Raw genomic sequence first — 26452 nt, forward strand, 5'->3', positions numbered from 1 at the left:
AATATGCTAGGAATTGTATTAATGTATGTAGCTATTGTTTTAATTAATAATGGTATTTGCCGCCTCACTCATATTGATGGAAAAAGTGCTTCAATAATGAATATCTTTGTAGGATTGCTCTCTGTGCTTGTAAATCTTATTGTCATTGTGCACGGAAGCATTAACAGCGAGTATAATGACTTTTATGCAGCTGCAACAGGATTACTTTTTGGCTTTACCTATCTTTTTATAGCGTGCAATAATTTATTTAATCTTGATATAAGAGCCTATGGGTGGTATAGTTTATTTGTTGCCATCAATGCTATTCCCGCAGCCTATTTGAGCTATCTTGAAAACACACAAGAAGGTATGGCATTTGCTCTTATATGGATTGCTTGGGGCATTTTATGGCTTACAGGCTGGATTGAAAGTATTTTAAAAATTGAACTCAAATTTGTGCCTTATTTAGCCATTGCCGAGGGAATCCTCACCGCGTGGATTCCAGCGTGGCTTATCCTTATGGGATATTGGCATTAATGCGAGTAGAACACATTATTGGTAATATCAAAGACATAGATGCGACGCATTTAGACATTGATGAAGTGCAAATAGCTTGGTATGACACAAAGAAAAAAATTGCGCGTTTGAACTCACAAAATGGGCAAGTTATAGCAATGAAGCTTGCCCAAGCACCAAAATATGGTTTAAATAATGGAGATATTCTTTTTCTAGATGAACACAAAATAATTATTATCTCTATTTTACCCACTTGGGTGCTTTGTATGAAGCCGACACATTGGCATACTATGGCAAGATTATGTTATGAGATTGGAAATTTACATATACCACTCTTTTACAATAAAGACACAATGAAACTTCAAGCGCCATTTGAGCAACCACTGCAAAGAATCCTTGAAAAGCAATCTATCGCATTTGAAAAAAAATGGTGTGTGCTAGATTCAAAAGATAGAATTAATATTACCTACCCTATTGCAAGTGAGCCAAAACTTATTCAAAGCCCACATTTTTCTATCAAAATTACCCAAAAAGGATTAAATTGAATTTTTTACTTTTACAAATCAATGATGCGCTTTTTCCCATAGGCAATTATACACATTCTTTTGGGCTAGAAAGCTATGTGCAATTAGGCAGAATAAAAAACAAATATGAGGCTAGAGATTATCTTAAAGCTTATTTACATACTCAAGTTTTATACACGGATTTATTAGCAATAAAACTTATTATAGAATCTCATTGCTTAGAGGAAATCCTTGAAATAGAATCTATTATTGCAGCAGCAAGTGTGGCAAGACAAATCCGAAGTGCAATACAAAAGCTTGGAGCGCGATTTATAAAAACTATTGATGCTATGAAATTAAAAGAAAGCGCTTTGTTTCAATCATATACACAAGCAAGTGTGTATCACATTTATGCTGTTGCTTATGGTGTATTTTGCACCTCATATCAGCTCAATGATGAAGAATGTATAAAGCAGTATTTATATGCTCAAGCCTCTCATACTCTCACTAATTGTGTGAAACTTATCCCGCTCGCTCAAAGCGATGGGCAAGAGATTTTAGCTTCTTTACACGAGGAGCTTCATATTTTATATCAAGAGCTTAAAAATCTTACAAAGCAAGATTTATGCAATAACGCTATTGCTAGCGAGATTAAAGCAATGCAACATCAATATTTACCCACAAGATTATATATGTCATAAAGGAGAAAAAATGGTAAAAATAGGTATATGCGGACCAGTAGGAAGTGGCAAAACTGCCCTTATAGAATCTCTTACACGCAAGATGAATGAGCAATACTCTCTTGCTGTCATCACTAATGATATTTATACACAAGAAGATGCGGAGTTTATGAGTAAAAATTCCGTGCTACCAAGTGAGCGAATCATAGGAGTGGAAACGGGTGGTTGCCCTCATACAGCAATCAGAGAAGATGCTTCTATGAATCTTGAAGCAGTGGAAGAAATGCAAGAGAGATTTCCAGATATTGAGATTCTCTTTATAGAAAGCGGTGGTGATAATCTCTCTGCCACATTTAGCCCAGAATTAGCAGATTTTACAATTTTTGTTATTGATGTGGCACAAGGGGATAAAATCCCACGAAAAGGCGGACCGGGCATTATGCGTTCAGATTTGCTCATTATCAATAAAATTGATTTAGCTCCTTATGTGGGTGCAAATTTAAGCATAATGGAAAGAGATGCCAAAAAAATGCGTGAAGATAAGCCATTTTTATTTACAAATATTCGTGCTAAAGAGGGAATTGATGCCGTGGTGGAATGGATAAAAAAATATGCACTTTTGGAAGATATATGAGTAGCTTTGCACAAAAGAGTATCTTAAAACTCAAAACAAAAAGAGGTTTAAATGGCAAAAATATCATTGAGGAGATGTTTTTTACACCTCCCTTAAAGATAATAAGCCCACTAGAAGATGAGGATATAGCCGAAATTATGCTTATATCAGTTTCAGCTGGGCTACTTAAAGATGATTGCCAAGATATTCAAATACACATTGGCAAAGAAAGTAAAATTCGTCTCATCTCGCAAAGTTATGAAAAAATACACGATACACAAGATGGCTACGCAAGCAAGCATACTCAAATTACAATAGAAGAAAATGCCTTTTTAGATTATGCACCCCTGCCTATATTACCCTTTAAAGATTCTTCATTCAAAAATACTACTGATATTTATCTTAGCAAAAATGCTAGACTTCATTACAGCGAGATAATATGCGCAGGTAGAGTAGCTATGGGAGAAATATTTGATTTTTCAGAATTAAGCTCAAGACTTCGCATATATAAAGAAAATCATTTAGTATTTTTTGAAAATATGAATCTTAAACCTGCACAAATGGCTATGCAAAATATTTGCCTCTTTGATAAATATACTCACGCTTTGAGTATGGTAATATTTGATGACTTAATAGAGGTTCAAGCCTTAGAGCAAAAAATCAAAAACAGCTCCTTAAATGTTGGCATAAGCACAAATAATGGAGGTATTATCATCAAAGCATTAGATAATCAAAGCGAGAGATTGCTCCAATTCAAAAAAGACTTAGCTTTATAATCTTAGGTTATATCACATAATTTTCCATCTTCTATCACCTTGAGATTCCCACATAATTTTTGAGCTATATATTTATCGTGTGTGATAAGCAAAATTGCGCTTTTGTGTTGTTTTTGCCAAGCTTTAAGAAATGTAATAACCTCCAAACACAGCTCATAATCAAGCCCTGAAGTGCTCTCATCAAGGATAAGAAGTTTTGGATTAACAAGCAAAGCACGCATAAGGCAAATTCTTTGTGCTTCACCTCCTGAAATCATTGCCACATTTTTTTCTAAAATCTCCCTTTGCAGCCCTAATGTTTCAAGCAAAGATTCAATATCTTTCAAACTATCCTTATATGTTCCACCACGCAAATATATGAGTGGCTCAATGAGATTTTCAAAACAATTCAAACGTGGATTTAATGAACCTATGGCATCTTGAAAGAGAATCTGCACCTGTGCATAAAATAAACGTCTTGCACGAAGTGAATGAAGCCTAAGTGGTTGATTATCAAAATATACTTTGCCTACTTGCCCTAATTCATCACACGTTGGATTTAGCAATCCACAAGCAATTTGTGCCAATGTGCTTTTACCACAACCACTTGCCCCCATTATCGCAAGACTTTCTCCCATACAAATATGCAAAGAGATATGCTTGAGCACTGATTTTTGCATTGTGTGAAAGAATCTATATGATTTATATTGATAAGATACATTACAAAGCTTTAGCATAGCACATTTTCCTTTGGCAAATTGCTCTCACATATATGTTTTAAATGCTTTATGGTCGTGCTCTTAGGGCTATAAGAATAAAAATCCTTGCAAAGAGAAACTTCTTCTATAATCTTTCCTTTATCCATTACATACACATATTGAGCCATATATGCAACCACTCTTAAATCGTGTGTGATAAGCAAAATACCAAGTCCGCGCTGTTGTTGTAATTCACGTAGAGTTTTGAGAATTTCAAATGCTATATCTTTATCCAAATCGCTACTTGGCTCATCAGCGATGAGAAATGGAGCTTGAGTGAGCAATGCTAGGGCTATCATTACGCGTTGTAACATACCTCCGCTTAATTCAAATGGATACATATCAAGCACTTGTTTATCTAATCCAGATTCTTGCAGGCATTGCACAATAAAAGGTTGATTGTAAGGTTTATGAAGAGATTTAAGCGTTTCTTTAAAATGATGAGCAATACTTAAAAGTGGATTAAAACAAGTGCGTGGATTCTGCATAATACAAGAAAAAGCGAGGGAGCGATAAAATGAGGGATTAATCACTTTATCATCAAGCATAATCTTGCCACTTGTTTGGCTAAGGTTAGAAGCAAGGAATCCCTGTAAAGCAAGAGCGCTTATAGATTTCCCACTTCCGCTTTTGCCCAGTAATGCCACGCATTCGCCGCATTTAATGGACAAATTAAGATGAGAGACAAGATTATTAGAAGCCATAGAAATACTTAAATCGTGGATTTGCAAAATCTGTGCTTGAGCAAGAGACTGAATGTTAGAATCAAGATGTATTTTAGTATCTTTTATATTTTTAGATTCTTTGCTTGATTGGTCATTAAGTGTATGCTGCACACCAAAATAATCTCTTAATGCTTCTCCTAATAAATTACATAAGCCTACACTGATAAAAAGTGCTACGCCCGGATAAATAATAAGTGAGGGATAATCCCACATATAATCTTTAGCTTCGCTCAACATAATACCCCATTCAGGTGTAGGTGGCTGCACACCAAGTCCTAGAAATGACAAACCTGCAATATGAAGCATAATATGCCCTAAATCCATACTTGCAAGCACTATACATTGACAAAGAATAGGTGAGAGAATATGTCGCTTAAATCTCTGCCACCCACTTGCGCCAAAGGTATAGGAGAGCAAGACATATTCTTTATTTTTGAGACTAAATACAACGCTACGCACAATTCTTGCATACCAAGCCCAATGTGTGAGCACAATGGCAATCATCACATTCTCCAATCCAGCTCCTAAAATACCTACTAAAAATAATGAAAGAGCAATAGTTGGCATACTCAAAAATACATCGCATACGCGCATAAATATATTATCAACTCGCCCACCGATAAAACCACATATCCCACCTATACTTACACCCAAGAGCACAATCCAACCTAAAATGATAAATGCACAACCAAGCGAAAGTCTCGCTCCATATAAAAGTCGAGAAAATATATCTCTCCCTAAATAATCTGTGCCAAGCCAATGGTGCATACTTATAGGTGAAAGCCGATGTTCCAAATCCTGCATATCTGGGGCATATGAAGTAAGAAATGGGGCAAAAAGTGCTAAAAATACGATAATCCCCACACCCACAAATGCACTTTTGCCCCACCAACTCATTTTTATATTATTGCTCATACACCGCCTTCTTTTTGGATAGATTCAAAACTTTGCATCTTCTCTTTTGATATACTTTGTATGTCTTCCATTTGCTTGCGTATGCGTGGGTCAAGCAATCCATAGAGAATATCTACCATACCATTGCATAGCACAAAACAAAAGCTCAACACAACAATAAAACATTGAATCACAGGGTAATCGTGGTTTGCAATCCCTTGGATACTATAAAGTCCTATGCCCGGCAATGCAAATACACTCTCTATCACAAGCGCACCGCCAATGAGCTCACCAATGTGCATACCCATTGCTGTAAGAATAGGAAGAAAAGCATTATAAAAAATATGCTTGATATGAAGTCTCCACCCATTAACACCACGCATTTTTGCATAAATAATATGCCTCTCTTTTTGCATTTCAAGCATATTTGCTCGGATAAGTCGCGCATTAATACATATAGACATCAAAGCAATGCTTATACTTGGTAAAATAAAGCTCTGTGCACCCTCCATACCAACTGCAGGCAACCAGCCAAGATATACGCTAAAAAATAAAATAAGCAAAAATGCAAGCCAAAAATTTGGCATACTCACACCCACAAAACAAAAAAATCTAATGAAAAAATCAGGCAATTTATTGTGGTAATATACACTTACAACCCCAAGCGGCACAGAACACAAAAAAGTCAATCCAAAACCACAAGCAACAAGTATCAAAGTATTAGGCAAAAAGTATAAAAAATCTGTGCTTACACTTCGTCCATTCATATAAGAAATACCAAAATCAAGTTTTAACGCATTACACAGCCAAGTAACATATTGCTCTAAGAGTGGCTTATCAAGTCCAAAGTTATGAGTAATCTCTTCAATAAGTTCAGGAGTAGCAGGAAGACCAGAATGAATGATATATGCCATTACAGGGTCGCTCCCACCTAATCTCAATAAACAAAATACTCCAAAAGAAGCTATCAGGATAATTGGCACAAGCCATAAGATTCTATATAAAATAATACGTTTCATACCTTACCTTTTTACTCATACATTTCCCAAAATGGCACTTCATACCCTACCACACCCATTTTAATGCCCTTAATCTTTTTATGAGCAATTACTTTATTTCTTTGATAAGTGAGCGGGATATACACACCACTCTCTTGCAATAAAGCTATTACCTCACTCAATGCGCTATAAAATACTTTAGAATGAGGATTAAGAGCAATGATCTCTCTAATAAGCTTATCAATATGAGGTTTTTGGCTCAAACCAGCTTGAGCAGCAAAATCAATATGGCTAGGAATCAGCATAGAATATAATATACTCAAAGGTTCATAAGGGGCACCCCAAGTCTCGCTAAATGCAATATCAAATGCTCCCTTAAGCAAACGATTGCGATAAATTGTAGGCTCACTCGCACTTAAACGCGCCTTGATACCAATGGCTTTAAATTCACTTTGTAAAATTTCTGCTATCATCTTATGGGCTGGATTATCCCCGCTAAAGAGTATTTCTACACCCCTATCACGCAGTAAAGCAGCTTGGGAATCTTGCAATAACAACACAATAGCATTTTGAGCCTCTTTAGGTTTATATGGGAGTATTTTTAAAACATCATATGAGCTAAGTGAATGAAAAATGTTAGGTGCAAAAAGTGTATCTGCTTTCTCTTGTAAGCCCCCATAGACTGCTTGAGTAATTTTTGTTTTATCAATGCCAAGCGCGATAGCTTTGCGCAGATTCTGTGAAAATTTCTCATTGCTCAAGGTAAGAATAGGTGAAGCAGAATTTATTACAAGAATCGTGCTATAAATAGGTGGGCTAAGATAAGTATTGAAATGTTTATCATTTTGCATATTTTTAAATATTTCTAGTGGAATCTGATCATATCCATAAATCATATCTATTTGTTTTGATTTAAGTGCTGCAAGTTTAGCATTAGGGTCAAAAATTACCTTTAAAATAATTTCATCATAATAAATCCCATTATAAGCATCTTGATTCCAATAATGCGGATTCTTGAGCAATGTATCACTCACACCGAGTTTAGATTTACCCAACATATATGCTCCTGTGCCAATAGGCTTTGGATTGTGTTGAAGTAAATCTAAATCCTTTGGCATTGCACTTGGAGCTAAGAATCTAAAAGGACGCACCACAGCGAGCTCATTAAGCGTTGGGCTATAAGGGTGCTTGAGAAGAAGGCGCACTTTATATTCGCTCACTTTTTGCATATCTTTAATCGCCATAGCTAAACCACTCCACGAATGCCTTGCTCTATTTTTAAGAATAGATTGAAAGTTAAGCACTACCGCATCGGCATTAAATGCTTCACCATTTGAAAACTTTACCCCCTTACGTAACACAAATTCATAACTTAAACCATCTTGACTTGTATTCCACGAAAGCGCTAAGCTTGGAACAATTTTCCCCTGTTTATCCACACGCACTAAGCCCTCATAAATAGCATTTTGCGCAAACATTGCATTGCCTTGATAACCTTGTGGATTAAGTGCTCCTATATTTTCAGACACTGCCATAATCAGTGTATTTTTCCCCCACAATACACCCATACAAATAAAAACTATCACGATTGCGCGCACATTTTCTCCTTCCTCAAATGCCTTTATTCTTTAAATTAATATCAAAAATATATATTATATCATATTATTTACATAAAAAAATAAATTAAGTAATATTTAATTTATCCTATGTCATAATAACATAAAATATTAAAGAGTAATAATGATGTTTAAAACACTTTGTAATCTGACACTCTGTGTGAGCTTTGGATATTCTATGCAATCCTATACTCTCAATAAATCAATTATCACAGGTAATGCACTTGCTACTGATGTAGAAAAGATTCCGGGTAATGTAAGTGTGATAGATAACAAACAAATTCAACATATGCCAAATGCTAAAATAACCGATACAATTAAAAAAATAGCTGGTGTGCGCGTAGATAATGATGTAGGATTTAATCCACGTCCAAAAATTAAGATTCGCGGCATCAATTATGGAACACTCCTTATGCTTGATGGCGTGATTCTAAGCGATTTAGAAGGTGAAAATAGAATCTTAAATCAAATTTCACTTTATGATGTAGAACGCGTAGAGGTAGCTCGTGGAGCATTCTCTAGCCTCTATGGTGCAGGTGCGATTGGTGGTGTAGTCAATTTTATTACTTCTATGCCTACACAATTTCAATCTCAATTTCTTATAAGCTATGGAAATGAGTTTATAAATAACACTGCCGATAAGAATCTAATTCGCGCATTTGCAAGTGTAGGCGATGTATTTATAGATAAAAGATTAAGACTAAAGCTAAGTGCAGGATATACGCATAGTAATGGGTATTCTAGCTTCCCTACCATACTTCCAAGCTCTGAAACCAACACAAGCAATATCAATAATATGGTCATTGACAAAGCGGGAAATCGTATTATCGGCGATGGTGGAAAGCGCAACTACACTATTTACGATATCCGTTTAAAGGCAGAATATGACATAAGCGATTCTGATATACTCTCAAGTATGATTAGCTTTTCTAATCACAACTACACTTTTGGACACTTCAAAAGTTATATAAGCGATAAAAATACAGGAGAAAGCACCAATCTTGTCAATGGCAAAGATTATTTTGTAGGTTCTGGGCTTGGTGGTATGGGGACTTATTCACACTTATTAGGGAATCTTACCTATCAACACGATTTTGAAGAATCTTATTTTAAAATCTCTTTTTCAACAATGAATCTATTTAGTCTTTGGCAAGATGCAAAGCAAGGTGAGGGTGATAGATATGGTGGAGCAGGAAGCACACAAGATATAGATTCTACAAGTAATTATCTTGATATGCTTTATCGTATCAATTTAAATGCTATACATTCTTTAAACACAGCAATGCAGTTTCGTTATTACACATTTACACAGCTTAATGCCAATATGACAAATTGGAAAGACTATAAAAGCCGCACTGACGTCTATCGTAGTTATGGAGGAAAAGCCTTTGTAACTTCTGCGTATCTAAGTGTAGATTCAGAGTGGCTACCTAATCTTTCTTCCACTCTTGGAATGCGCTATGATTATTGGAAAAATTTTAATGGCTATCTCTTGGATAATAATAATCCTACCACAAATCGCAATAATCAAGGAGCAATCGCCTCTGTTTTGAGCCCCAAAGCTTCCATTAACTACGCTCCAAATTTTTTACAAGGCATAATGCTTAAAAGCTCCATTGGCTCTGGCTTTAGAATGCCAACTATGCGTGATATGTATCAATTCACACATTCTAACACATATTGGGAGATTAACCCTGATTTAAAGCAAGAGAGTGCATTGAGCTTTGATATTGGTATGGAATATCAACATAAGGGATTTGAGGGAAAAATATATTATTATGATACAGAACTATGGGATATGATATATCGTTCTGGCACAGGCAAACAAGATAAACCTTATCAAAATGTCAATGCTGGACGAGGACGCATTCACGGCATAGAAATAAGCGCACAAGTGCCCATTTTTAGAGATTTGTATATAGAAAGTAATTATACCCTTACTCTTGCTACGATTCTCAAAAATAATGCAAAAAAAGATACAGAGGGCAAACAACTTGCAGCAACACCCAAACATATAACTAATCTAGCACTTAATTACTTCCCACAATATGGATTATATGCTTCAATTTGGGCGTATTATGCACCTGCATTCTATGCTGATGACCTCAATACTCCAGCTTTAAACAATACCTATGGCAATTATGAATCTCAATTTACTCTTAATGCCAAATGTGGTTATAACTTTAAAAATGGCATTGATTTATCTGCAAGTTTTATGAATATCACAAATAATCGCTTCTATGATTTTTACCAAGTAGCTGGAGCAAATTATTCCTTGCAGTTGCGATATAAATTATAATTTCAAAGAAGTATTTTAGCGACCTAAAGATATAATCTCTCTTTAATTTGAAGGAGAGATTATATGCAAAAGCCACGAATAGTTCTTAAAATTGGCTCTTCAAACCTTTGTAATGGCAAAATCATTGACAAAACCCAAATTAAAGCATTAGCACAAATTATCAGTGAGCTCAAGATGCGTTTTGATGTGATTCTTGTCAGTTCCGGAGCAGTAGCAAGCGGTCATACTACGCTGCACATAGATAGAAATACTTTGCAAAACAAACAAGCCCTAGCAAGTATCGGTCAGCCTTTGCTAATGGAATCTTATCGTGAGGCATTAAAAGATTATGCAATTCCTACTGCACAATTGCTCCTTGTGTGGCGTGATTTCGATTCTCGCAAAAATACAACTTTTGCAAAGGATACGATTGATACACTTCTAGCACACAATGCACTCCCTATTATTAATGAAAATGATACTATTGCCACAGATGAAATGGTTTTTGGCGACAATGATAGGCTTGGTGCTTATGTAACATATTATTTTGGTGCAAAACTCCTTATTATTTTAAGCGATATTGATGGCTATTTTGACAAAAATCCTCATCAATATGATGATGCACAAATCCTCCCTATAGTGCATTCTATTCCTTCTCAAGCATTAGAACAAACTCATAGCCCACACGGAGATTTTGCCACAGGAGGGATTGTTACCAAACTTATAGCAGCAGATTTTTTACTTCAACGCAAATGTATGATGTTTTTAAGCCACGGACGCAAACTTGATGTATTAAGAGATTTTCTTCTACATAATAAACAGAGTTCGGGCACACTTTTTTGCCCTGCAGATTCTCAAGGTATAAAGACGCTTATATGAAACTGATTCTCGCTGGAACACCTGCATTTGCATCGGCAATATTTACACCCATAATAAAAAGCAAAATATTTGATATTCTTGCTCTTATCTGTCAGCCTGATAAGCCATTTGGTCGCAAAAAAGAGCCCAAAGCCCCGCACACAAAAGAGAATTTTGCTTCAATGGGAATTGACATTTTACAACCCAATAAAATTGATGAAATATTTATTGCTCATATTCAAGCATTACAACCTGATGTGATACTTGTAGTAGCGTATGGGAAGATTTTACCTAAAGCTTTTTTAGAGATTGCACCTTGTATTAATATTCACGCTTCAATTTTGCCTCTATGGCGCGGTGCAAGCCCTATTCAGCAGATGATACTTACTCAACCCCTATATTTTGGAGTAAGTGCTATAAAAATGAATGAAGAGCTTGATAAAGGAGCAATTTTGGGGCTACATTATGTGCCAAACACACAACAAAATATCACTCAACTCTCCGCTCAACTAAGTTGTGTGGGGGCAAAACTTGCATTGTATGTTCTCACACATTTCAAAGAAATTGAACCCTTAAATCAAATTAATGCAGATGCGAGTTATTGCACTAAAATTAAAAAATCTGATGGGTATGTGCAACTAGATGCGGCACTTAATGTATATTGTGCATATTTAGCATATTGCGAATGGCCCCATATTTTTATTAAAAGTATAAAAGGTTACACTCTCAAACTCTTTGATGTTGCTCTCATAGAATCTAGTGATTTACATAAAATGGGGGAGATTCTAAGCATTGAAACTCAAAGTATTGTTGTAGGTTGTAAGCAGGGAAGTGTGCGCATTGGAACATTGCAACAAGAGGGAAAAGAAAAGCTCAATGCCGCACTTTATTTACGTGGCAAAAGACTTAATGTAGGCGATATATTGTGCTAAAATAAGGTATTATCAATGACTCATAATTCACCACAAGCTTTTTTTACAACTTCTTTTATCACTTTGCTCCAAGAACATATATACCATTTTGATACATTACCCTCTACCCAAACTTGGGCTGTTGAAAAAATTAAAGCAAAAACGCTTATAGCACCTTTTTGTATCCACGCTAAAAGACAAACACAAGGTATAGGAAGCCGAGGCAACCAATGGGAAAATGTGCCACGAGGGCTTATGTTTTCATTTGCACTACCACTAGTCAGCTTACCGCAAGATTTAAAGATAGAATCAAGTTCCATATTTTTTGGTGTCATTTTACAACAATTTCTTGCTTCACTTGGCTCAAAAGTGTGGCTCAAATATCCTAATGATTTATACATAAATGAGCACAAAATTGGCGGTATTCTTACGCAAAAAATACACGATAGTCTTGTATGCGGTATGGGTATAAACCTTTATCATTCTCCCGATGCTTCAAATAGCCAACACTACGCTACTCTAGAAAAATCTATCAGTGCTAATATAGAACCTTTAAGCTTTTTGAGCAATTTTTTTCAAAGCTTTGAAAAATTTATATCTTGGAAGCAGATTTTTAGTATTTATAAGTTAGAATTTCACAAAAATAACTCTTATTTTTTTCACTTTCAGAATAAACACATTTGTCTGAAAGACACAATACTCAATGAAGATGGCTCTTTGAGTATTGATGGACATAAAATTTATAGCTTACGATAAAGGGGAGACAATGAGTGAAATTATAACCATAGCAAACCAAAAAGGTGGCGTAGGCAAAACAACTACCACTGTGAATCTAGCAGCCTTTTTGGCTTCAGCAAATAAAAGTGTATTAATAATTGACTATGACCCACAGGCAAATGCGACCACAAGTTTTGGTATCCGCCGAAACAAAATAGAATCTGATATGTATCACGTGCTCACAGGCTCAAAAAAACTTTCTCAAATCATACTTAAAACTGATATTCCAAATCTTGATATTGCACCTTCAAATATTGGTTTGGCAGGTATTGAAAAAGAATTTTATAATAAAAACAATATTAAGGGTCGAGAACTCCTTTTAAGTAAAAAAATTGAAGAAATAAAAAACCAATATGATTTTATTGTAATTGATTCTCCGCCTGCACTTGGCTCGCTCACAGTCAATGCTCTAGCTGCTGCAGATTCTGTAATTGTGCCAATTCAATGTGAGTTTTTTGCACTCGAGGGTTTAGCTCAACTGCTTAATACAATTAAACTTCTTAAAGATACTATTAACCCAAGATTAAGTATCAAAGGATTTTTGCCTACTATGTATTCAGGACAGCATAACCTCTCAAGACAAGTGTTTGAAGAGCTTGCACAACATTTTAGCAGAGAACTTTTCAAAGACAAAGATGAATTTATTATAGTCCCACGCAGTGTCAAACTTGCCGAATCTCCTAGTTTTGGTAAACCCATTATGCTTTATGATACTCGCTCTAATGGAAGTATAGCTTATGAAAATCTTGCTCGTGTTATTTTGCAAGGAGCATAAGAGAAATGGCTAAAAAAAAGTTGGCAATGGGCAGGGGACTTGGGGCGATACTTTCTGAAACTGCAGAAGCATATGAACAAAACCTTAGTGATAATTCTTCACTTGTATTAGAGCTTGATGTTGATATTATCAAACCTAATCCCTACCAACCACGAAAAACTTTTAACCCACAAGCACTTCAAGAACTTTCAGAATCTATTAAAGAACACGGGTTGCTTCAACCTGTGATTGTATATGATAATGGTGATGGAGATTATGTGCTTATTGCTGGAGAGCGTAGGCTCCGCGCATCTAAACTCGCTGGATTAGACAATATTAAAGCAATTGTGGCAGAAATTGACTTTAAACATATGCGTGAATTAGCCATTATTGAGAATATTCAACGAGAGGATTTAGGAGCAATTGAACTTGCACTTTCCTACCAAGAACTACTTGAAGAATATGATATGACTCACGAAGAACTTTCTAAACGTATCAATAAATCGCGCGCGCAAATTACTAATACTTTGCGTTTATTGCAATTAAGCGATGAGATTAAGGATTTGCTTAATGAAAATAAAATTACTCAAGGACACGCAAAAATGCTTGTTACACTTGATAACAGAGAACAAAAGCTTGTAGCTGACTCGATTATTGGACAAAAATTAAATGTGCGTGATACTGAAACATTAATTAAAAAAATTAAAGACAAAAAAGAAACACTTTCTAAGAAAAATATCTTAAAGCATACTCAAACCCTCGATAAAGAGCTTTTGTATGCGCTTCAAAGTATATTTAAGGATATGGGCATCCAAAGCCATATCAGTGCATCTAAAATGAGTATTATCTTTCAAAATGATGCGGAAATTACCACCTTGATAAAAAAAATGTCAAAATAATGTTTGCTTTAAGGTTTAATATATTTTAACTTGTTAAAATATTTCCAAGTTTTATTTTGAATTAAAAGGAGAATAGATGAGTATCACTCTTAATCCATATCTTATGCTACTTGTTTTCATAACTTTTATACTTTTAATCTATCTCCTTAATCAATGGCTTTTTAAGCCTATACTCGCTTTTATGAACAATCGTGATAGTTCCATAGAACGTGATTTATTAAGCACTCAAACTCATAAAGGCGACACCCAACATATTGAAGAAGAAATTGCTCAAATACTTTCTCTTGCTAGAAAAGAAGCAACACAAATTCTAGAATCTGCGACAAAAGAAGCAAAAGCTACATATGAAAGCAAAATTAATGCAAAAAAAGCCGAAAATGAAAGTAAGCTTGCACAATATAAACAAGAACTACAAGAACAAAAATCTCAGCTTTACACAGAGCTTCTTGAGCAGCTTCCTTTATTTAAAACAATACTCAATACAAAACTTAAACAAATTTAGGAGGGGATAATGAAAAAAATAGCTTTTTTTGTAATATGTGTGGGCTTTCCTTCTTTAATTTTTGCATCAGCAAGTATTCAAGAAAGTGATTTTATTCAACGTGTCATCAATTTTGTCATATTTGTTGCAATTTTGTGGTATTTTGCATTTGATTCTATCAAGGGTATTTTTGTTAATAGAAGAAATGCTATTTCAGCTCGTTTGCAAGAAGTGCAAGAAAATCTTCATAAAGCAAAACGAGAAAAAGAAACTGCCCAAAAACGTTTAGAGGAGAGCAAAGAGAAAGCAAAAAATATTGTTAATGCTGCAAAGCAAGAAGCATATTTATTAGAACAAAAATACAATGACCAAATTAAAAAGGATATAGAAACTCTCAAATACGCACTCGAATCAAACATTGAATTTGAACGCAGAAAAATTACTCACGAAGCCGTTGATGAGCTATTAAATAAATTGATACAAAGTGATGATGTCCAGCTTAACAAAGAAGATTATGTTAATATCATTACAAAAAGGATTTCATAATGTTCAATATCATCTCAAAAAAATATACTCAAGCCCTTGTAGATTCAGGTAGCAATTTAGATGAAACTCTAAGTATATTAAAAGGATTATCGCTTGCACTTAAAGATAAAAGAAATGCCGATATCATTGCTTCACCTTTCTTAAGTAAGACACAAAAAGAGCAATTTTTATTAGAATCTGTTGGCAAAGTGGATATGAAACTGCAAAATTTTTTCCGCCTTTTAGCACAATCCGATAGAATATTACTTATTCCATATATCAGCGATGAACTTGAAAGACGTTTGCTTGCGCGCAAAAAAGAATATGCTGCTACACTTACTGCTAAAGAAAGTTTAGACACTAAAACATTAGAGAAAATTCAAGATTCTCTAGCTAAAAAGCTTGGTGTCAAACTTAGCATTAAGCAAAGGTTGAGTGAGGTAGATGGTATTAAGTTGAGCGTTGAGGATTTAGGTATTGAGGTGTCTTTTTCCAAAGAGCGCTTTAGTAATGATTTAAAGCATCATATCCTCAAAGCACTTTAATTTTAACATAAGGAGAGAAAAGTGACAACAAAAATCAAATCAGAAGAAATTAGCTCAATTATCAAAGAGAGAATTGAGAACTTTAATATCAACATTGACATCAGTGAAACAGGTAAAGTTATTGCTTATGCTGATGGTGTAGCAAAGGTATATGGGCTTAACAATGTTATGTATTATGAGATGGTAGAATTTGATACAGGTGATACAGGCATTGCTTTTAATCTTGAAGAAAGCAGTGTAGGTGTGGTTGTGCTTGGTTCTGGACGCACAATCAAAGAAGGAACTTCTGTTAAGCGTCTCAAAAAACTGATGAAAGTGCCAGTAGGAGATGCAATAGTTGGACGTGTTATTAATACATTAGGGGAACCTATTGACGGAAAAGGGGCAATTGAAGCAAATGAATATCGCTTTGTTGAAGAAAAGGCTCCAGGCATTATGGCACGTAAATCTGTTCACCAACCTCTTCAAACAGGACTTAAGGCTATTGACGCACTTGTACCAATCGGACGAGGACAAAGAGAACTTATTATAGGTGATAGACAAACAGGTAAAACAACCGTTGCAATAGATACAATTATCAATCAAAAAGGGCAAGATGTTATTTGTATTTATGTTGCTGTAGGACAAAAAGAATCAACTGTTGCTCAAGTTGTGCGCAAACTCGAAGAGCACGGAGCTATGGATTATACAGTTGTAGTTAATGCTCCTGCTTCTTTCTCTGCGGCAATGCAGTTTCTTGCCCCATATACAGGTGTTACAATTGGAGAATATTTTAGAGATAATGCACGACATGCTCTTATCATCTATGATGATTTAAGTAAACACGCTGTGGCATATCGCGAAATGTCTCTTATCCTAAGAAGACCTCCCGGGCGTGAAGCATTTCCCGGTGATGTATTTTATCTCCATTCTCGTCTCCTTGAAAGAGCAGCGAAGCTTAATGATGAGCTTGGTGCAGGTTCTCTTACTGCATTGCCTATTATTGAAACACAAGCTGGAGATGTGGCTGCTTATATTCCAACAAATGTTATTTCAATTACTGATGGACAGATATTTCTTGAAACAGACTTATTTAACTCTGGTATTCGTCCTGCCATTAACGTGGGATTATCTGTATCACGTGTAGGAGGAGCTGCTCAAATTAAAGCTACAAAACAAGTGGCAGGAACTCTACGCCTTGATTTGGCTCAATATAGAGAGCTTCAAGCATTTTCTCAATTTGCATCTGACCTTGATGAATCAAGTCGTAAACAACTTGAACGAGGACAAAGAATGGTGGAAATCCTTAAACAGCCTCCCTACTCTCCTCTTTCAATTGAAAAACAGGTAATCATTATTTATGCTGGAGCAAATGGATACCTTGATAATATTCCAGCCAATAAAGTTATAAAATTTGAATCAGAGCTTTATCCATTCCTTGAAGCAAAATATCCCAAAATTTTTGAAGATATTAGCGTAAAAAAGGCAATTGATAAAGAAACTGAGGCTGAGCTTAGCAAGGCTCTTGAAGAGTTTAAAATTAACTTTGGGGCATAATGAGGAGCTATTATGGGTGGCAACCTTAAAAATATAAAAAGACAAATCAGTAGTACTAAAAATACACAGAAAACAACTAAGGCTATGAAACTTGTCTCTAGCTCTAAGTTAAAAAAAGCTGAAGAACTTGCAAGGCGTTCCAAAGTATATGCCAAACAGTTAAGTGCAGTATTTCACGATGTGGTAGCAAAGATTCGTGTGAGAGGACTTGATAACATTAATAGTCGTTATTTCGCTAAATCTGAAGGTCGTGAAATTAAAAAACTTGATATTATATTTATTACTGCCGATAAAGGCTTGTGTGGTGGATTCAATATTACAACCATTAAGGAAGTATTGCGACTTATGGAAACGTATAAGCAACAAGGCATTAAAGTGCGCTTAAGAGGTATTGGCAAAACAGGGATTTCATTTTTTGCATTCAATGATATTGAGGTATTAGATAAAGCCATAGGGTTAAGCGCTGCACCTACTTTTGAAAAAGCTGAAGCGTTCATTGAGAATGTAGTTGAAGATTTCCTTAATGGCGCAACCGACGAAGTGATAATTGTACACAATGGCTTTAAGAATATGATATCGCAAGAATTAGAATCTCAAGCTATTCTACCTCTTACAATCAATATCAAACAAAATGAGCAACCTTCTGTCCTCAATATTGAACCAGAAGATGAAGAGAATATCATATTAGATGAGCTTGCGAAAAAGTATGTGCAATACAATATGTATTATGCTCTCGTTGATTCTCTAGCTGCTGAACACAGCGCGAGAATCCAAGCTATGGATGCGGCAACAAATAATGCAGGAGATTTGGTTAAAAGCCTCACAATCTCTCTTAATAAAGCTCGGCAAGAGGCAATCACAACAGAACTTGTTGAGATCAATGCTGGTGCTGAAGCGATAAAATAAATTTACAAAGGAGAATAAATGCAAGGTAAAATTACACAAGTAATGGGTCCAGTGGTAGATGTTGAGTTTAGCTCCTATTTGCCAATGATTAATGAGGCTATTGATGTTAATTTTGACATAGAGGGACGAAAAAATAATCTCGTTCTAGAGGTTGCGGCACATCTTGGAGATAATCGTGTAAGAACAATTGCTATGGATATGACAGAAGGGCTTATACGCGGACAAGAAGTTAAAGCACGTGGCAAACCTATTGAAGTGCCTGTAGGGGAAGCTGTCTTGGGAAGAATTTTTAATGTTACTGGTGATGTAATTGATGGAGGTAAACCTCTTGAAAGTGACCTTAAGTGGCCTATTCACCGAGAAGCTCCAAGCTTTGAGAATCAAAGTACAAGAACAGAAATGTTTGAAACAGGTATTAAAGTCGTTGATCTTATAGCTCCTTATTCTAAAGGTGGAAAAGTTGGATTATTTGGTGGTGCAGGTGTGGGTAAAACGGTTGTTATTATGGAACTCATTCATAATGTTGCCTATAAGCATAGTGGTTATTCTGTTTTTGCCGGTGTAGGGGAACGTACAAGAGAAGGAAATGATTTATACCACGAAATGAAAGAAGGGGGGGTATTAGACAAAGTTGCTCTCTGCTATGGGCAAATGAATGAACCACCGGGAGCGAGAAATCGTATTGCTTTTACAGGTTTGACAATGGCGGAATATTTCCGTGATGAAAAAGGACTCGATGTACTTATGTTTATTGATAACATTTTCAGATATGCACAATCTGGTTCTGAAATGTCAGCACTTCTTGGGCGTATTCCTTCAGCAGTAGGTTATCAACCTACTCTTGCAGGTGAAATGGGTAAACTTCAAGAACGTATTACTTCAACCAAAAAAGGTTCAATTACTTCTGTTCAAGCTGTATATGTGCCAGCAGATGACTTAACTGACCCAGCTCCAGCATCTGTATTTGCACACCTTGATGCAACAACAGTGCTTGATAGAAAAATTTCTGAAAAGGGAATCTACCCTGCAGTAGATCCTCTTGGCTCAACATCAAGAATCCTTGACCCTCAAATTGTAGGAGAAGAACATCATAAAGTTGCAACAGGTGTACAACAAGTGCTACAAAAATACAAAGACTTACAAGATATTATCGCTATTTTAGGTATGGACGAGCTTTCGGAAGAAGATAAACAAGTAGTTGCCCGAGCAAGAAAAATTGAAAGATTCCTTTCTCAGCCTTTCTTTGTTGCAGAAATTTTTACAGGTAGTCCAGGCAAATATGTAACGCTTGAGGAAACACTTGAAGGCTTTAAAGGTATTTTAGAAGGTAAATACGATGATATTCCTGAAAATGCTTTTTATTTGGTAGGCAATATCCAAGAAGCATTAGAAAAAGCTCAAAAGCTTAAAAATGCCTAGGTGATAATATGGAAAATCTCACACTAAGTATTGTAACTCCTTATGGGAGCATCTATAATGGTGAAGTAAAATATGTTGTTATACCCGGTAGTGAGGGAGAGTTTGGTGTTTTTCCAGGACATTGCAATCTTCTTTCGCTTCTTAAAGTTGGTGTTATTGAATTTGAAAACTTGGAAGGTAATAAAGGACTTGTAGCAATAAACTGGGGACACGCTCAAATATCAGATACTGATGTGAATATTATTGCTGATGGTGCAGTTGCTATTGCAGGTAATACCGAATCCGAAATTGTTGCGGCCATCAGTGATGCCAAAACTCTTCTTAAAGAAGCTTCAGATGATAGTGCTTTATTTGGTATGGTAGTTTCTCGTGTTGAAAGTGATTACAAGAACTTCATTAAGTAGAATCTAGCAATGGGAACACTTAAAACTTTCTTTGAAGAAAGCACATTAACAACTATTATTGTGCTTTCTTGGCTCTCTCTGTATTTTCTTATTACATTTTGGATTTATATCTATAAAAGCTTCACCCTTAGTGATTGGCTAGCATCAGAAAAATATCACCTTGATATGCTTTTAGCTAAAAGTATTCATATTCCTAAAAATACTTTTATTAATGCTTTGCTTGAAAAAACCGATGGGCACATCTCAAAAGAAATATGTCAAGTATGGAAACTTAAAGCGACTCAAAAGGCTACCTCATCTCTCGTATTTTTAAGTATTATTGCTTCTACTGCACCTTTTATAGGGCTTTTTGGAACAGTGGTTGAAATTTTAGAAGCTTTTAGCTATCTTGGTGGTGGCAATGTATCTTTTGATGTGATAGCACCGGTTATATCAAAAGCTCTTGTGGCAACTGCAACAGGTATTCTTGTGGCAATTCCCGCCTATTCATTCCATTTACTTCTTAAACGCAAGTCATACCATATCATTACCTGCATTCAAATGCAAATTGATATTATGCTTTCAAGTAAGTAGGATTCTAATGGAAGAATTTGATTGGGAAGAAAAGCCTGAGCTTAATATCACCCCGCTTGTAGATATTATGCTTGTGCTTTTGGCAATCCTTATGGTGAGCACCCCTACAATTACTTATCAAGAAGATATTACTCTCCCTAAAGGCTCTAAGACAAAAAAAATTGCTCGAGATACGATGCTTGAAATACGTGTAAGTGCTCATAGAAAAATCTATATACGCAATAAGGTATATGAGTTTAAAAATTTTGCAGATAGTTTCGTGCTTTTTAGTAAAAACTTTGATAAAAACATACATATCTTTATCCGTGCGGATAAAAATCTTAAATACGAAGATATTATTTATATTCTTAAAGTCGCCAAAGAATCCGGTTTCCTTAAAGTATCTCTTGTTACTAGTAGCTAAAATGAATAATGCTCTCTTATTTATCGCAAGTGGCATCATTTCACTCTGTATTTATTGTTTTATTATTATTGCTTTTGTATTTACTCTTTTTATTTCACCCATACACTATTCTTCTCTTAAAGAATCAGCAATTTCGCTTAATGCTATTAGTATTGAAGCTATTATTGATGATAAGCCCACACCAAGCATAACTAAGAATCCTTCATCAACAAATAATCCTCTTGCAGGCTCAGGAATTAAGGATATATTTGATAAAATTGATAGCAATGAACTTTCACAAAACACACCCATAGGAGATAATCGCGATAAAGTAGAGCAAAACGCCAAAGAACAAAAAATTAAAGATTTACAATCAACAGCCCAAGAGTTGCAAAATAAACTTAATACTCTAAGCAATTTGACTATTAGCACTAATAGCACCCAAAGTGATGGAGAATATGATGAGTGGTATGCGCAAATTGAAAAAATAATCCACCAAAAATGGCAACAAACATTCTATATTGAAGATAAAATGCAAGCATTAGTTCATATTCGTATTGCAGACAATGGAGTTTTTAGTTATAAAATTGTAAAATATTCTAGCAATGTAGCTTTTGATGATTCTCTCAAAACAATGCTTGAAGAATGCACACAAATGCACTTTCCACCTCACCCAAAGGGAACAAGGGAGATTGCTATAACTTTTAAAAACTAAAGGAGTTGTATGAGATTTATCGGTTTGGTTTTATTATTACTAAGTGTTAAATTATTTGGAATTGACGCAACATTGGAGATCGTCAAAAATACCAACAAGATTCCATATATCGTGGTTGAAAGATTAGATAGTGAAAATGCAGATTTTGGCGCAAAAGTACTTAAAATGCTTGCAGCTGACTTAAAGGTAAGTGGGCATTTTCAAGTATATGATGGTAGCGTTAATAAAAACTCAGAGGTTGCATATAAAGATTATGCAGATAAAAAAATTGATTTGCTTGCACAAATCAAAGTAAGTAAATCCTCAAATAGCCTTACAGGCACGATATCGCTCTATGATATTAATACTTCCAAACGCATATATGTTAAAGATTACACCGAAAATGATGTAAAACGTTTTCCTTTCATCGCTCATCGTATGTGTATTGATGTCAATAGTTATATCCAAGCCCCAAGTATTGAATGGATGCAACGTCTTGTTGTGCTTTCACAATACACAACTTCAGGTAATAGTGAGATTCTTATTGCTGATTATACCTTGACTTATCAAAAAGTTGTCGTTAAGGGTGGGCTTAATATTTTTCCTAAATGGGTAGATTCTAAGCAAGAAAGCATTTATTACACAAAGTATCTTGATGTCCCCACAATCCTTAAACATAATCTTACCACAGGACACATTGAACAACTCGTCGGTAGCGAAGGCATTGCTGTAGTTTCTGATGTAAGTAAAAATGGAGAGAATCTTATCCTTAGCCTCTCTCCTACTGCTCTTTCCGATTTATATCTTTATAACACAAAAAGCAAAAATTTGCGTAGACTCACAAACTATTCAGGTATTGATGTTGATGGAAAATTTGTCAATAATGAAAAAGAGATTATTTTTGTCTCTGATAGACTTGGTTACCCTAATATCTTTATGATGCGTCTTGATGGAGGCGGAACGGAACAAGTCGTGCTCCACGGACGCAATAACAGCGCAGTTACTTCAAATGGCAAATACGCAGTTTATACAAGTCGTGAAACAAACAATGAGTTTGGCGCTAATACTTTTAATCTCTATCTTATTTCACTTGCTCCGGGTTCAAATTATATACGCCGACTTACGGCAAGTGGAAAAAATCAAATGCCCAAATATTCAAATGATGGTGGAACAATTATGTATCTTAAGTATTACAAAGCACAAAGTGCTTTGGGAATAATTCGCATAGATTATAATACAAATTACTTTTTCCCTCTCATCAAAATGAAAATCCAAGCTTTTGATTGGTAAGATATTTACTTTTATAGCGTAGAATCTTGCCATTTTAATTCTTAAAGGAGATGATGATGAAAAAATATATTGCAATGGGTGTTTTAGCTGCGCTAATTTCAGTGGGTTGTTCAGAACCTGATGCAGCTGATTCTGGTTCTGGGAAAGCTGCTGGCGGAGATAACTTTGTAGATTTGGCTGGTGGAGCTGGTGGTTATGTAAAAGTCTTATTTGATTTTGATAAATATGATATCCGTTCTGATATGGAAGATCGTGTTGAAAAAAGTGCAGCTGCGCTTAAGAGCACAGGTGCAAAAGTTGTGCTTGAGGGACATACTGACTCTTATGGTTCAGATGCTTACAACTATGCTCTTGGCACAAAAAGAGCAAATGCAGTTAAAAATGCTCTCACAACACGTGGAGTAAATGCTTCTCAAATCAAAACGGTAAGCTATGGTGAAAGCAAACCCACTTGCACAAGCGATACTCCTGAATGTAATCAAGAAAATAGACGTGTTGAGTTTAAACTCGCAAAGTAATTTAAACAATATGGGGAATAAAGTTGATAAAGCGTTATCTTTTATTCACTTTTATTCCTCTTTTACTCTATACAAATGAACCTTCTGCTTTTGAAAAGCAGAGTGGTGCTACAAAGAATGATATAAAAACTCTTCAAAGCCTTATCACACATCTTCAACAAAAAGTTGATGCAATTCAGCAAGCGCAAGAGGGTGTTTCAAGCCTTTATGAATCACAAAGTTCTAAATTGCAACAGCAAATTATCCAAACTACCCAACAAGCAAAAAATATTGAAGAATTAAAAACACAATTTGATTTATACAAAAATCTCAAACAAAAAGTTGATGCAAATACACAAGAGATTAAGGTGCTCAATACGCAAATTCAAGAAATTAACAAAAGCCTTTCTACTCTTAATGAGGCTATTCTTGATGGACTTAGGCAGCTCAATAATGCACCTGAAAATCAAACTGCCAAAAGCACGGCAAGCAAACCTGCTTTTGTTAAAGATAAAAATAAAAAAGCTGATATTTTTGCCCAAGCTCAAGAAATGTTTAAAAAATTAGAATATGTATCTGCTAAAGAGCGTTTTGAATGGCTACTTGAGATAGATTATAAAAAAGCTGATAGTCATTTTTACCTTGGCGAAATTGCTTTTGCAGACAAATCCTATAATACTGCTATCTATCACTATAAGGAAAGTGCTATGGTAAATGATAAAACAAAATATATGCCTACACTTTTGCTTCATACAGCTCAATCTTTCAACGCTATCAAAGATATAAAAAACTATAATAAGTTTTTGGATTCTTTGATAGGCAATTATCCCTCAAGTAAAGAAGCTCAAAGTGCCAAAAAACTTAAAACTCAAAATAAGGAAAAAAAATGATTGCACAAAATAAAATCGTTAGTATTGAATACGAAGTCTTTAATCAAGCTGACAATACGCTACTTGATTCAAACAAAAATGGTGCGCCACTTGAATTTCTTGTCGGTTCAGGACAAGTCATTAGCGGGCTTGAGAATGCCCTTATGGGGGCAAGTATAGGTGACAATGTCAAAGCTACTATTGCACCTGAAGATGCTTATGGAACTTATCAAAGCGACTTTGTGCAGGAAGTAGCACGAGAGCAATTTGAGGGCATTGAGCTTAAAGCAGGTATGACACTTTTTGGACAAGGGGAAGATGGGCAAACTGTGCAAGTGAGTGTCAAAGATTTCAATGATAAATTTGTTATCATTGATTATAATCACCCTCTTGCAGGCAAAACACTTAATTTTGATGTGAAAATCATCGATGTGCGCGAAGCAACAGAAATGGAAATTTTGCAAGGTGGTGTTGGTGGGGGCTGTGGCTGCAGTAGTGGTGGCGGACATAGCGGTGGAGGTTGCTGCGGTGGTGGCGGACATAGCGGTGGGGGCTGTGGCTGCAGCCACTAGGTCTTAAGGCAATAAAATCCTAGAATCTAAATGTAAGTTTAGATTCTCTGCAAGGAGAGCAAACGTCTCTGGTGGGCGTCTTGGGCTTCAAACCCATTGAAGGATTAGGTGTCTAATTCTTGGGGAGTTCGATTCTCTCGCTCTCCTGCCAATTTAATAGGATATATATATTAAGGATTCATTATGGAAGCTCAACTTATGGCACTTGCGATTCAAACTTATAAACTCACGCTCATTCTTTCGCTTCCTATGCTTTTAGCTGGGCTTATTGTGGGTTTGCTTATTAGTATTTTTCAGGCTACCACGCAGATTAATGAAATGACACTCACTTTTGTGCCAAAGATTCTCGCAGTTGTTGCTGTAATTATATTTACTATGCCGTGGATGATAAATATGATTACAGATTATACGCGTATGCTTTTTACAATGATTTCTAATATTAATTTTTAGCCTGTGCAAACTCACATTATTAATTTTGCAAAGTATTCAAGTATCAAAATCGGTGCGCCACTTGAAGTTTCTCTTATACAAACTCCACAAGATGCTATTTCTGCCCTTTCACAAAATATGCGCATTATTGGCAAAGCGAACAATCTCCTTGTCTCACCCGCAGCACAAAAACTTGCTATGCTTGATAAGCATTTTGCATATCTTAAAGATTGTGGTAATTATATTGAAATTGGTGGTGCATATAGTTCTGGGCGGATTTTTAGCTATTTTAAATCACACAATCTTGCTGGTGCAGAGTTCCTGCAAGCCTTACCCGGAAGTTTGGGTGGATTAGTCAAAATGAATGCAGGAATGAAAAGCTATGAAATTAAACAACTTCTTCAAGCAATAAATGTCAATGGAAAGTGGCAAGATAGAGAATCTTTCCCTATGAATTATCGTGATAGTGGTATAGAGGGTGTTATCCTTGCTGCCAGATTCCATAAACGAGAGGGTTTCAACAATGCACTTCAAGCAGATTTTATCGCTCTGCGTAAGAATCACCCTAAAGAGCCAAGCTGCGGGAGCTGCTTTAAAAATCCAAAAGGAGATTTTGCAGGACGCCTTTTAGAATCTGTAGGCTTAAAAGGCTATTGTATTGGAGATGCAGCCTTTAGTGAAAAACACGCAAACTTTCTTATTAATAAAGGCAAGGCTACCTTTGAAGATGCGCTCTCTCTTATCACACTTGCCAAAAAACGTGTATTTGAAGCAAGCGGAATTGATTTAGAGTGCGAAGTGCAGATTCTACAATAA

31 protein-coding genes and 1 tRNA gene are annotated in these 26452 nt (G+C 35.6%); 28 read left to right on the forward strand and 4 right to left on the reverse strand.

Annotated elements, in window-relative coordinates; genetic code table 11:
- The first annotated feature begins 3 nt into the window (after window positions 1-3).
- Genes HH_RS02055 through HH_RS02075 form a run of 5 tightly spaced genes read left to right on the forward strand, consistent with a single transcriptional unit; the run spans window position 4 to window position 3067 of the window.
- Window positions 4-516, forward strand: a complete 513-nt coding sequence (locus HH_RS02055; protein ID WP_011115251.1) for an AmiS/UreI family transporter — start codon at window positions 4-6, stop codon at window positions 514-516.
- Window positions 516-1040 carry an urease accessory protein UreE gene (gene ureE, locus HH_RS02060; RefSeq protein ID WP_011115252.1) on the forward strand — a complete coding sequence of 175 codons (525 nt, stop codon included), beginning with the start codon at window positions 516-518 and terminating at the stop codon, window positions 1038-1040. The genes HH_RS02055 and ureE overlap by 1 nt, the downstream gene beginning before the upstream one ends.
- Window positions 1037-1699: an urease accessory protein UreF gene (locus tag HH_RS02065; protein WP_011115253.1), complete on the forward strand. Its 663-nt coding sequence runs from the start codon at window positions 1037-1039 to the stop codon at window positions 1697-1699. The genes ureE and HH_RS02065 overlap by 4 nt, the downstream gene beginning before the upstream one ends.
- Before the next feature lie 10 nt (window positions 1700-1709).
- The gene (ureG, locus tag HH_RS02070; protein ID WP_011115254.1) at window positions 1710-2312 is read left to right on the forward strand and encodes an urease accessory protein UreG; all 603 of its coding nucleotides are present in this window, start codon (window positions 1710-1712) and stop codon (window positions 2310-2312) included.
- The gene (locus HH_RS02075) at window positions 2309-3067 is read left to right on the forward strand and encodes an urease accessory protein UreD (RefSeq protein ID WP_041308970.1); all 759 of its coding nucleotides are present in this window, start codon (window positions 2309-2311) and stop codon (window positions 3065-3067) included. The genes ureG and HH_RS02075 overlap by 4 nt, the downstream gene beginning before the upstream one ends.
- 2 nt (window positions 3068-3069) lie before the next feature.
- Here HH_RS02075 and HH_RS02080 read toward each other — a convergent pair whose 3' ends face one another.
- Genes HH_RS02080 through nikA form a run of 4 tightly spaced genes read right to left on the reverse strand, consistent with a single transcriptional unit; the run spans window position 3070 to window position 8019 of the window.
- Window positions 3070-3783 (reverse strand): ATP-binding cassette domain-containing protein, encoded by a 714-nt coding sequence (locus tag HH_RS02080; protein ID WP_011115256.1) that lies wholly within the window; start codon window positions 3781-3783, stop codon window positions 3070-3072.
- On the reverse strand, window positions 3777-5444 hold the full coding sequence (gene nikC, locus HH_RS09305) for a nickel ABC transporter permease subunit NikC (protein ID WP_011115257.1): 1668 nt from the start codon (window positions 5442-5444) through the stop codon (window positions 3777-3779). The genes HH_RS02080 and nikC overlap by 7 nt, the downstream gene beginning before the upstream one ends.
- A complete protein-coding gene (locus tag HH_RS02090; protein WP_050720595.1) occupies window positions 5441-6442 on the reverse strand; it encodes an ABC transporter permease subunit in 1002 nt (333 codons plus the stop codon). Before HH_RS02090 ends, nikC begins: the two co-directional genes overlap by 4 nt.
- A gap of 11 nt (window positions 6443-6453) precedes the next feature.
- Window positions 6454-8019, reverse strand: coding sequence for a nickel ABC transporter substrate-binding protein (nikA, locus tag HH_RS02095; protein WP_011115259.1), 1566 nt, complete (start codon window positions 8017-8019; stop codon window positions 6454-6456).
- Between the two features lie 142 nt (window positions 8020-8161).
- On the opposite strand from nikA, the gene HH_RS02100 reads away from it, so the two are divergent.
- From HH_RS02100 to HH_RS02205, 23 genes are all read left to right on the forward strand, one after another.
- On the forward strand, window positions 8162-10336 hold the full coding sequence (locus tag HH_RS02100; protein WP_011115260.1) for a TonB-dependent receptor: 2175 nt from the start codon (window positions 8162-8164) through the stop codon (window positions 10334-10336).
- 63 nt (window positions 10337-10399) lie between these two features.
- A complete protein-coding gene (gene proB, locus HH_RS02105; RefSeq protein ID WP_011115261.1) occupies window positions 10400-11194 on the forward strand; it encodes a glutamate 5-kinase in 795 nt (264 codons plus the stop codon).
- Window positions 11191-12105, forward strand: a complete 915-nt coding sequence (locus tag HH_RS02110; protein ID WP_034365522.1) for a methionyl-tRNA formyltransferase — start codon at window positions 11191-11193, stop codon at window positions 12103-12105. Before proB ends, HH_RS02110 begins: the two co-directional genes overlap by 4 nt.
- Before the next feature lie 15 nt (window positions 12106-12120).
- A complete protein-coding gene (locus tag HH_RS02115) occupies window positions 12121-12840 on the forward strand; it encodes a biotin--[acetyl-CoA-carboxylase] ligase (protein ID WP_011115263.1) in 720 nt (239 codons plus the stop codon).
- 10 nt (window positions 12841-12850) lie between these two features.
- Entirely contained in the window at window positions 12851-13636 is a 786-nt protein-coding gene (locus tag HH_RS02120; protein ID WP_011115264.1) for a ParA family protein, read from the forward strand.
- A gap of 5 nt (window positions 13637-13641) precedes the next feature.
- The gene (locus tag HH_RS02125; protein ID WP_011115265.1) at window positions 13642-14514 is read left to right on the forward strand and encodes a ParB/RepB/Spo0J family partition protein; all 873 of its coding nucleotides are present in this window, start codon (window positions 13642-13644) and stop codon (window positions 14512-14514) included.
- A gap of 76 nt (window positions 14515-14590) precedes the next feature.
- On the forward strand, window positions 14591-15016 hold the full coding sequence (locus tag HH_RS02130; protein ID WP_011115266.1) for a FoF1 ATP synthase subunit B': 426 nt from the start codon (window positions 14591-14593) through the stop codon (window positions 15014-15016).
- A 9-nt stretch (window positions 15017-15025) separates the two neighbouring features.
- Window positions 15026-15541 carry a F0F1 ATP synthase subunit B gene (locus HH_RS02135; RefSeq protein ID WP_011115267.1) on the forward strand — a complete coding sequence of 172 codons (516 nt, stop codon included), beginning with the start codon at window positions 15026-15028 and terminating at the stop codon, window positions 15539-15541.
- Entirely contained in the window at window positions 15541-16065 is a 525-nt protein-coding gene (locus tag HH_RS02140; protein ID WP_011115268.1) for a F0F1 ATP synthase subunit delta, read from the forward strand. Before HH_RS02135 ends, HH_RS02140 begins: the two co-directional genes overlap by 1 nt.
- A gap of 21 nt (window positions 16066-16086) precedes the next feature.
- Window positions 16087-17601, forward strand: coding sequence for a F0F1 ATP synthase subunit alpha (atpA, locus tag HH_RS02145; protein WP_011115269.1), 1515 nt, complete (start codon window positions 16087-16089; stop codon window positions 17599-17601).
- 12 nt (window positions 17602-17613) lie between these two features.
- The gene (gene atpG, locus HH_RS02150) at window positions 17614-18507 is read left to right on the forward strand and encodes an ATP synthase F1 subunit gamma (RefSeq protein ID WP_011115270.1); all 894 of its coding nucleotides are present in this window, start codon (window positions 17614-17616) and stop codon (window positions 18505-18507) included.
- 18 nt (window positions 18508-18525) lie between these two features.
- Entirely contained in the window at window positions 18526-19926 is a 1401-nt protein-coding gene (atpD, locus tag HH_RS02155; RefSeq protein ID WP_011115271.1) for a F0F1 ATP synthase subunit beta, read from the forward strand.
- 8 nt (window positions 19927-19934) lie between these two features.
- Window positions 19935-20330: an ATP synthase F1 subunit epsilon gene (atpC, locus tag HH_RS02160; protein ID WP_011115272.1), complete on the forward strand. Its 396-nt coding sequence runs from the start codon at window positions 19935-19937 to the stop codon at window positions 20328-20330.
- A 9-nt stretch (window positions 20331-20339) separates the two neighbouring features.
- Window positions 20340-20903 carry a MotA/TolQ/ExbB proton channel family protein gene (locus HH_RS02165; protein WP_011115273.1) on the forward strand — a complete coding sequence of 188 codons (564 nt, stop codon included), beginning with the start codon at window positions 20340-20342 and terminating at the stop codon, window positions 20901-20903.
- Between the two features lie 7 nt (window positions 20904-20910).
- Entirely contained in the window at window positions 20911-21306 is a 396-nt protein-coding gene (locus HH_RS02170; RefSeq protein WP_011115274.1) for an ExbD/TolR family protein, read from the forward strand.
- A 1-nt stretch (window position 21307) separates the two neighbouring features.
- Window positions 21308-22000, forward strand: a complete 693-nt coding sequence (locus HH_RS02175) for an energy transducer TonB (protein ID WP_011115275.1) — start codon at window positions 21308-21310, stop codon at window positions 21998-22000.
- Between the two features lie 9 nt (window positions 22001-22009).
- The gene (tolB, locus tag HH_RS02180) at window positions 22010-23269 is read left to right on the forward strand and encodes a Tol-Pal system protein TolB (protein ID WP_011115276.1); all 1260 of its coding nucleotides are present in this window, start codon (window positions 22010-22012) and stop codon (window positions 23267-23269) included.
- Between the two features lie 56 nt (window positions 23270-23325).
- Window positions 23326-23787 carry an OmpA family protein gene (locus tag HH_RS02185; protein ID WP_011115277.1) on the forward strand — a complete coding sequence of 154 codons (462 nt, stop codon included), beginning with the start codon at window positions 23326-23328 and terminating at the stop codon, window positions 23785-23787.
- A gap of 23 nt (window positions 23788-23810) precedes the next feature.
- Window positions 23811-24656 carry a hypothetical protein gene (locus HH_RS02190; RefSeq protein ID WP_011115278.1) on the forward strand — a complete coding sequence of 282 codons (846 nt, stop codon included), beginning with the start codon at window positions 23811-23813 and terminating at the stop codon, window positions 24654-24656.
- Window positions 24653-25207, forward strand: a complete 555-nt coding sequence (locus HH_RS02195; protein WP_011115279.1) for an FKBP-type peptidyl-prolyl cis-trans isomerase — start codon at window positions 24653-24655, stop codon at window positions 25205-25207. Before HH_RS02190 ends, HH_RS02195 begins: the two co-directional genes overlap by 4 nt.
- 52 nt (window positions 25208-25259) lie before the next feature.
- Window positions 25260-25358, forward strand: a tRNA-Sec gene (locus tag HH_RS09405).
- A gap of 32 nt (window positions 25359-25390) precedes the next feature.
- On the forward strand, window positions 25391-25657 hold the full coding sequence (gene fliQ / locus HH_RS02200; protein WP_011115280.1) for a flagellar biosynthesis protein FliQ: 267 nt from the start codon (window positions 25391-25393) through the stop codon (window positions 25655-25657).
- Between the two features lie 3 nt (window positions 25658-25660).
- Window positions 25661-26452, forward strand: coding sequence for a UDP-N-acetylmuramate dehydrogenase (locus HH_RS02205; protein WP_011115281.1), 792 nt, complete (start codon window positions 25661-25663; stop codon window positions 26450-26452).

Source organism: Helicobacter hepaticus ATCC 51449 (genome assembly GCF_000007905.1).
GTDB lineage: Bacteria > Campylobacterota > Campylobacteria > Campylobacterales > Helicobacteraceae > Helicobacter_C > Helicobacter_C hepaticus.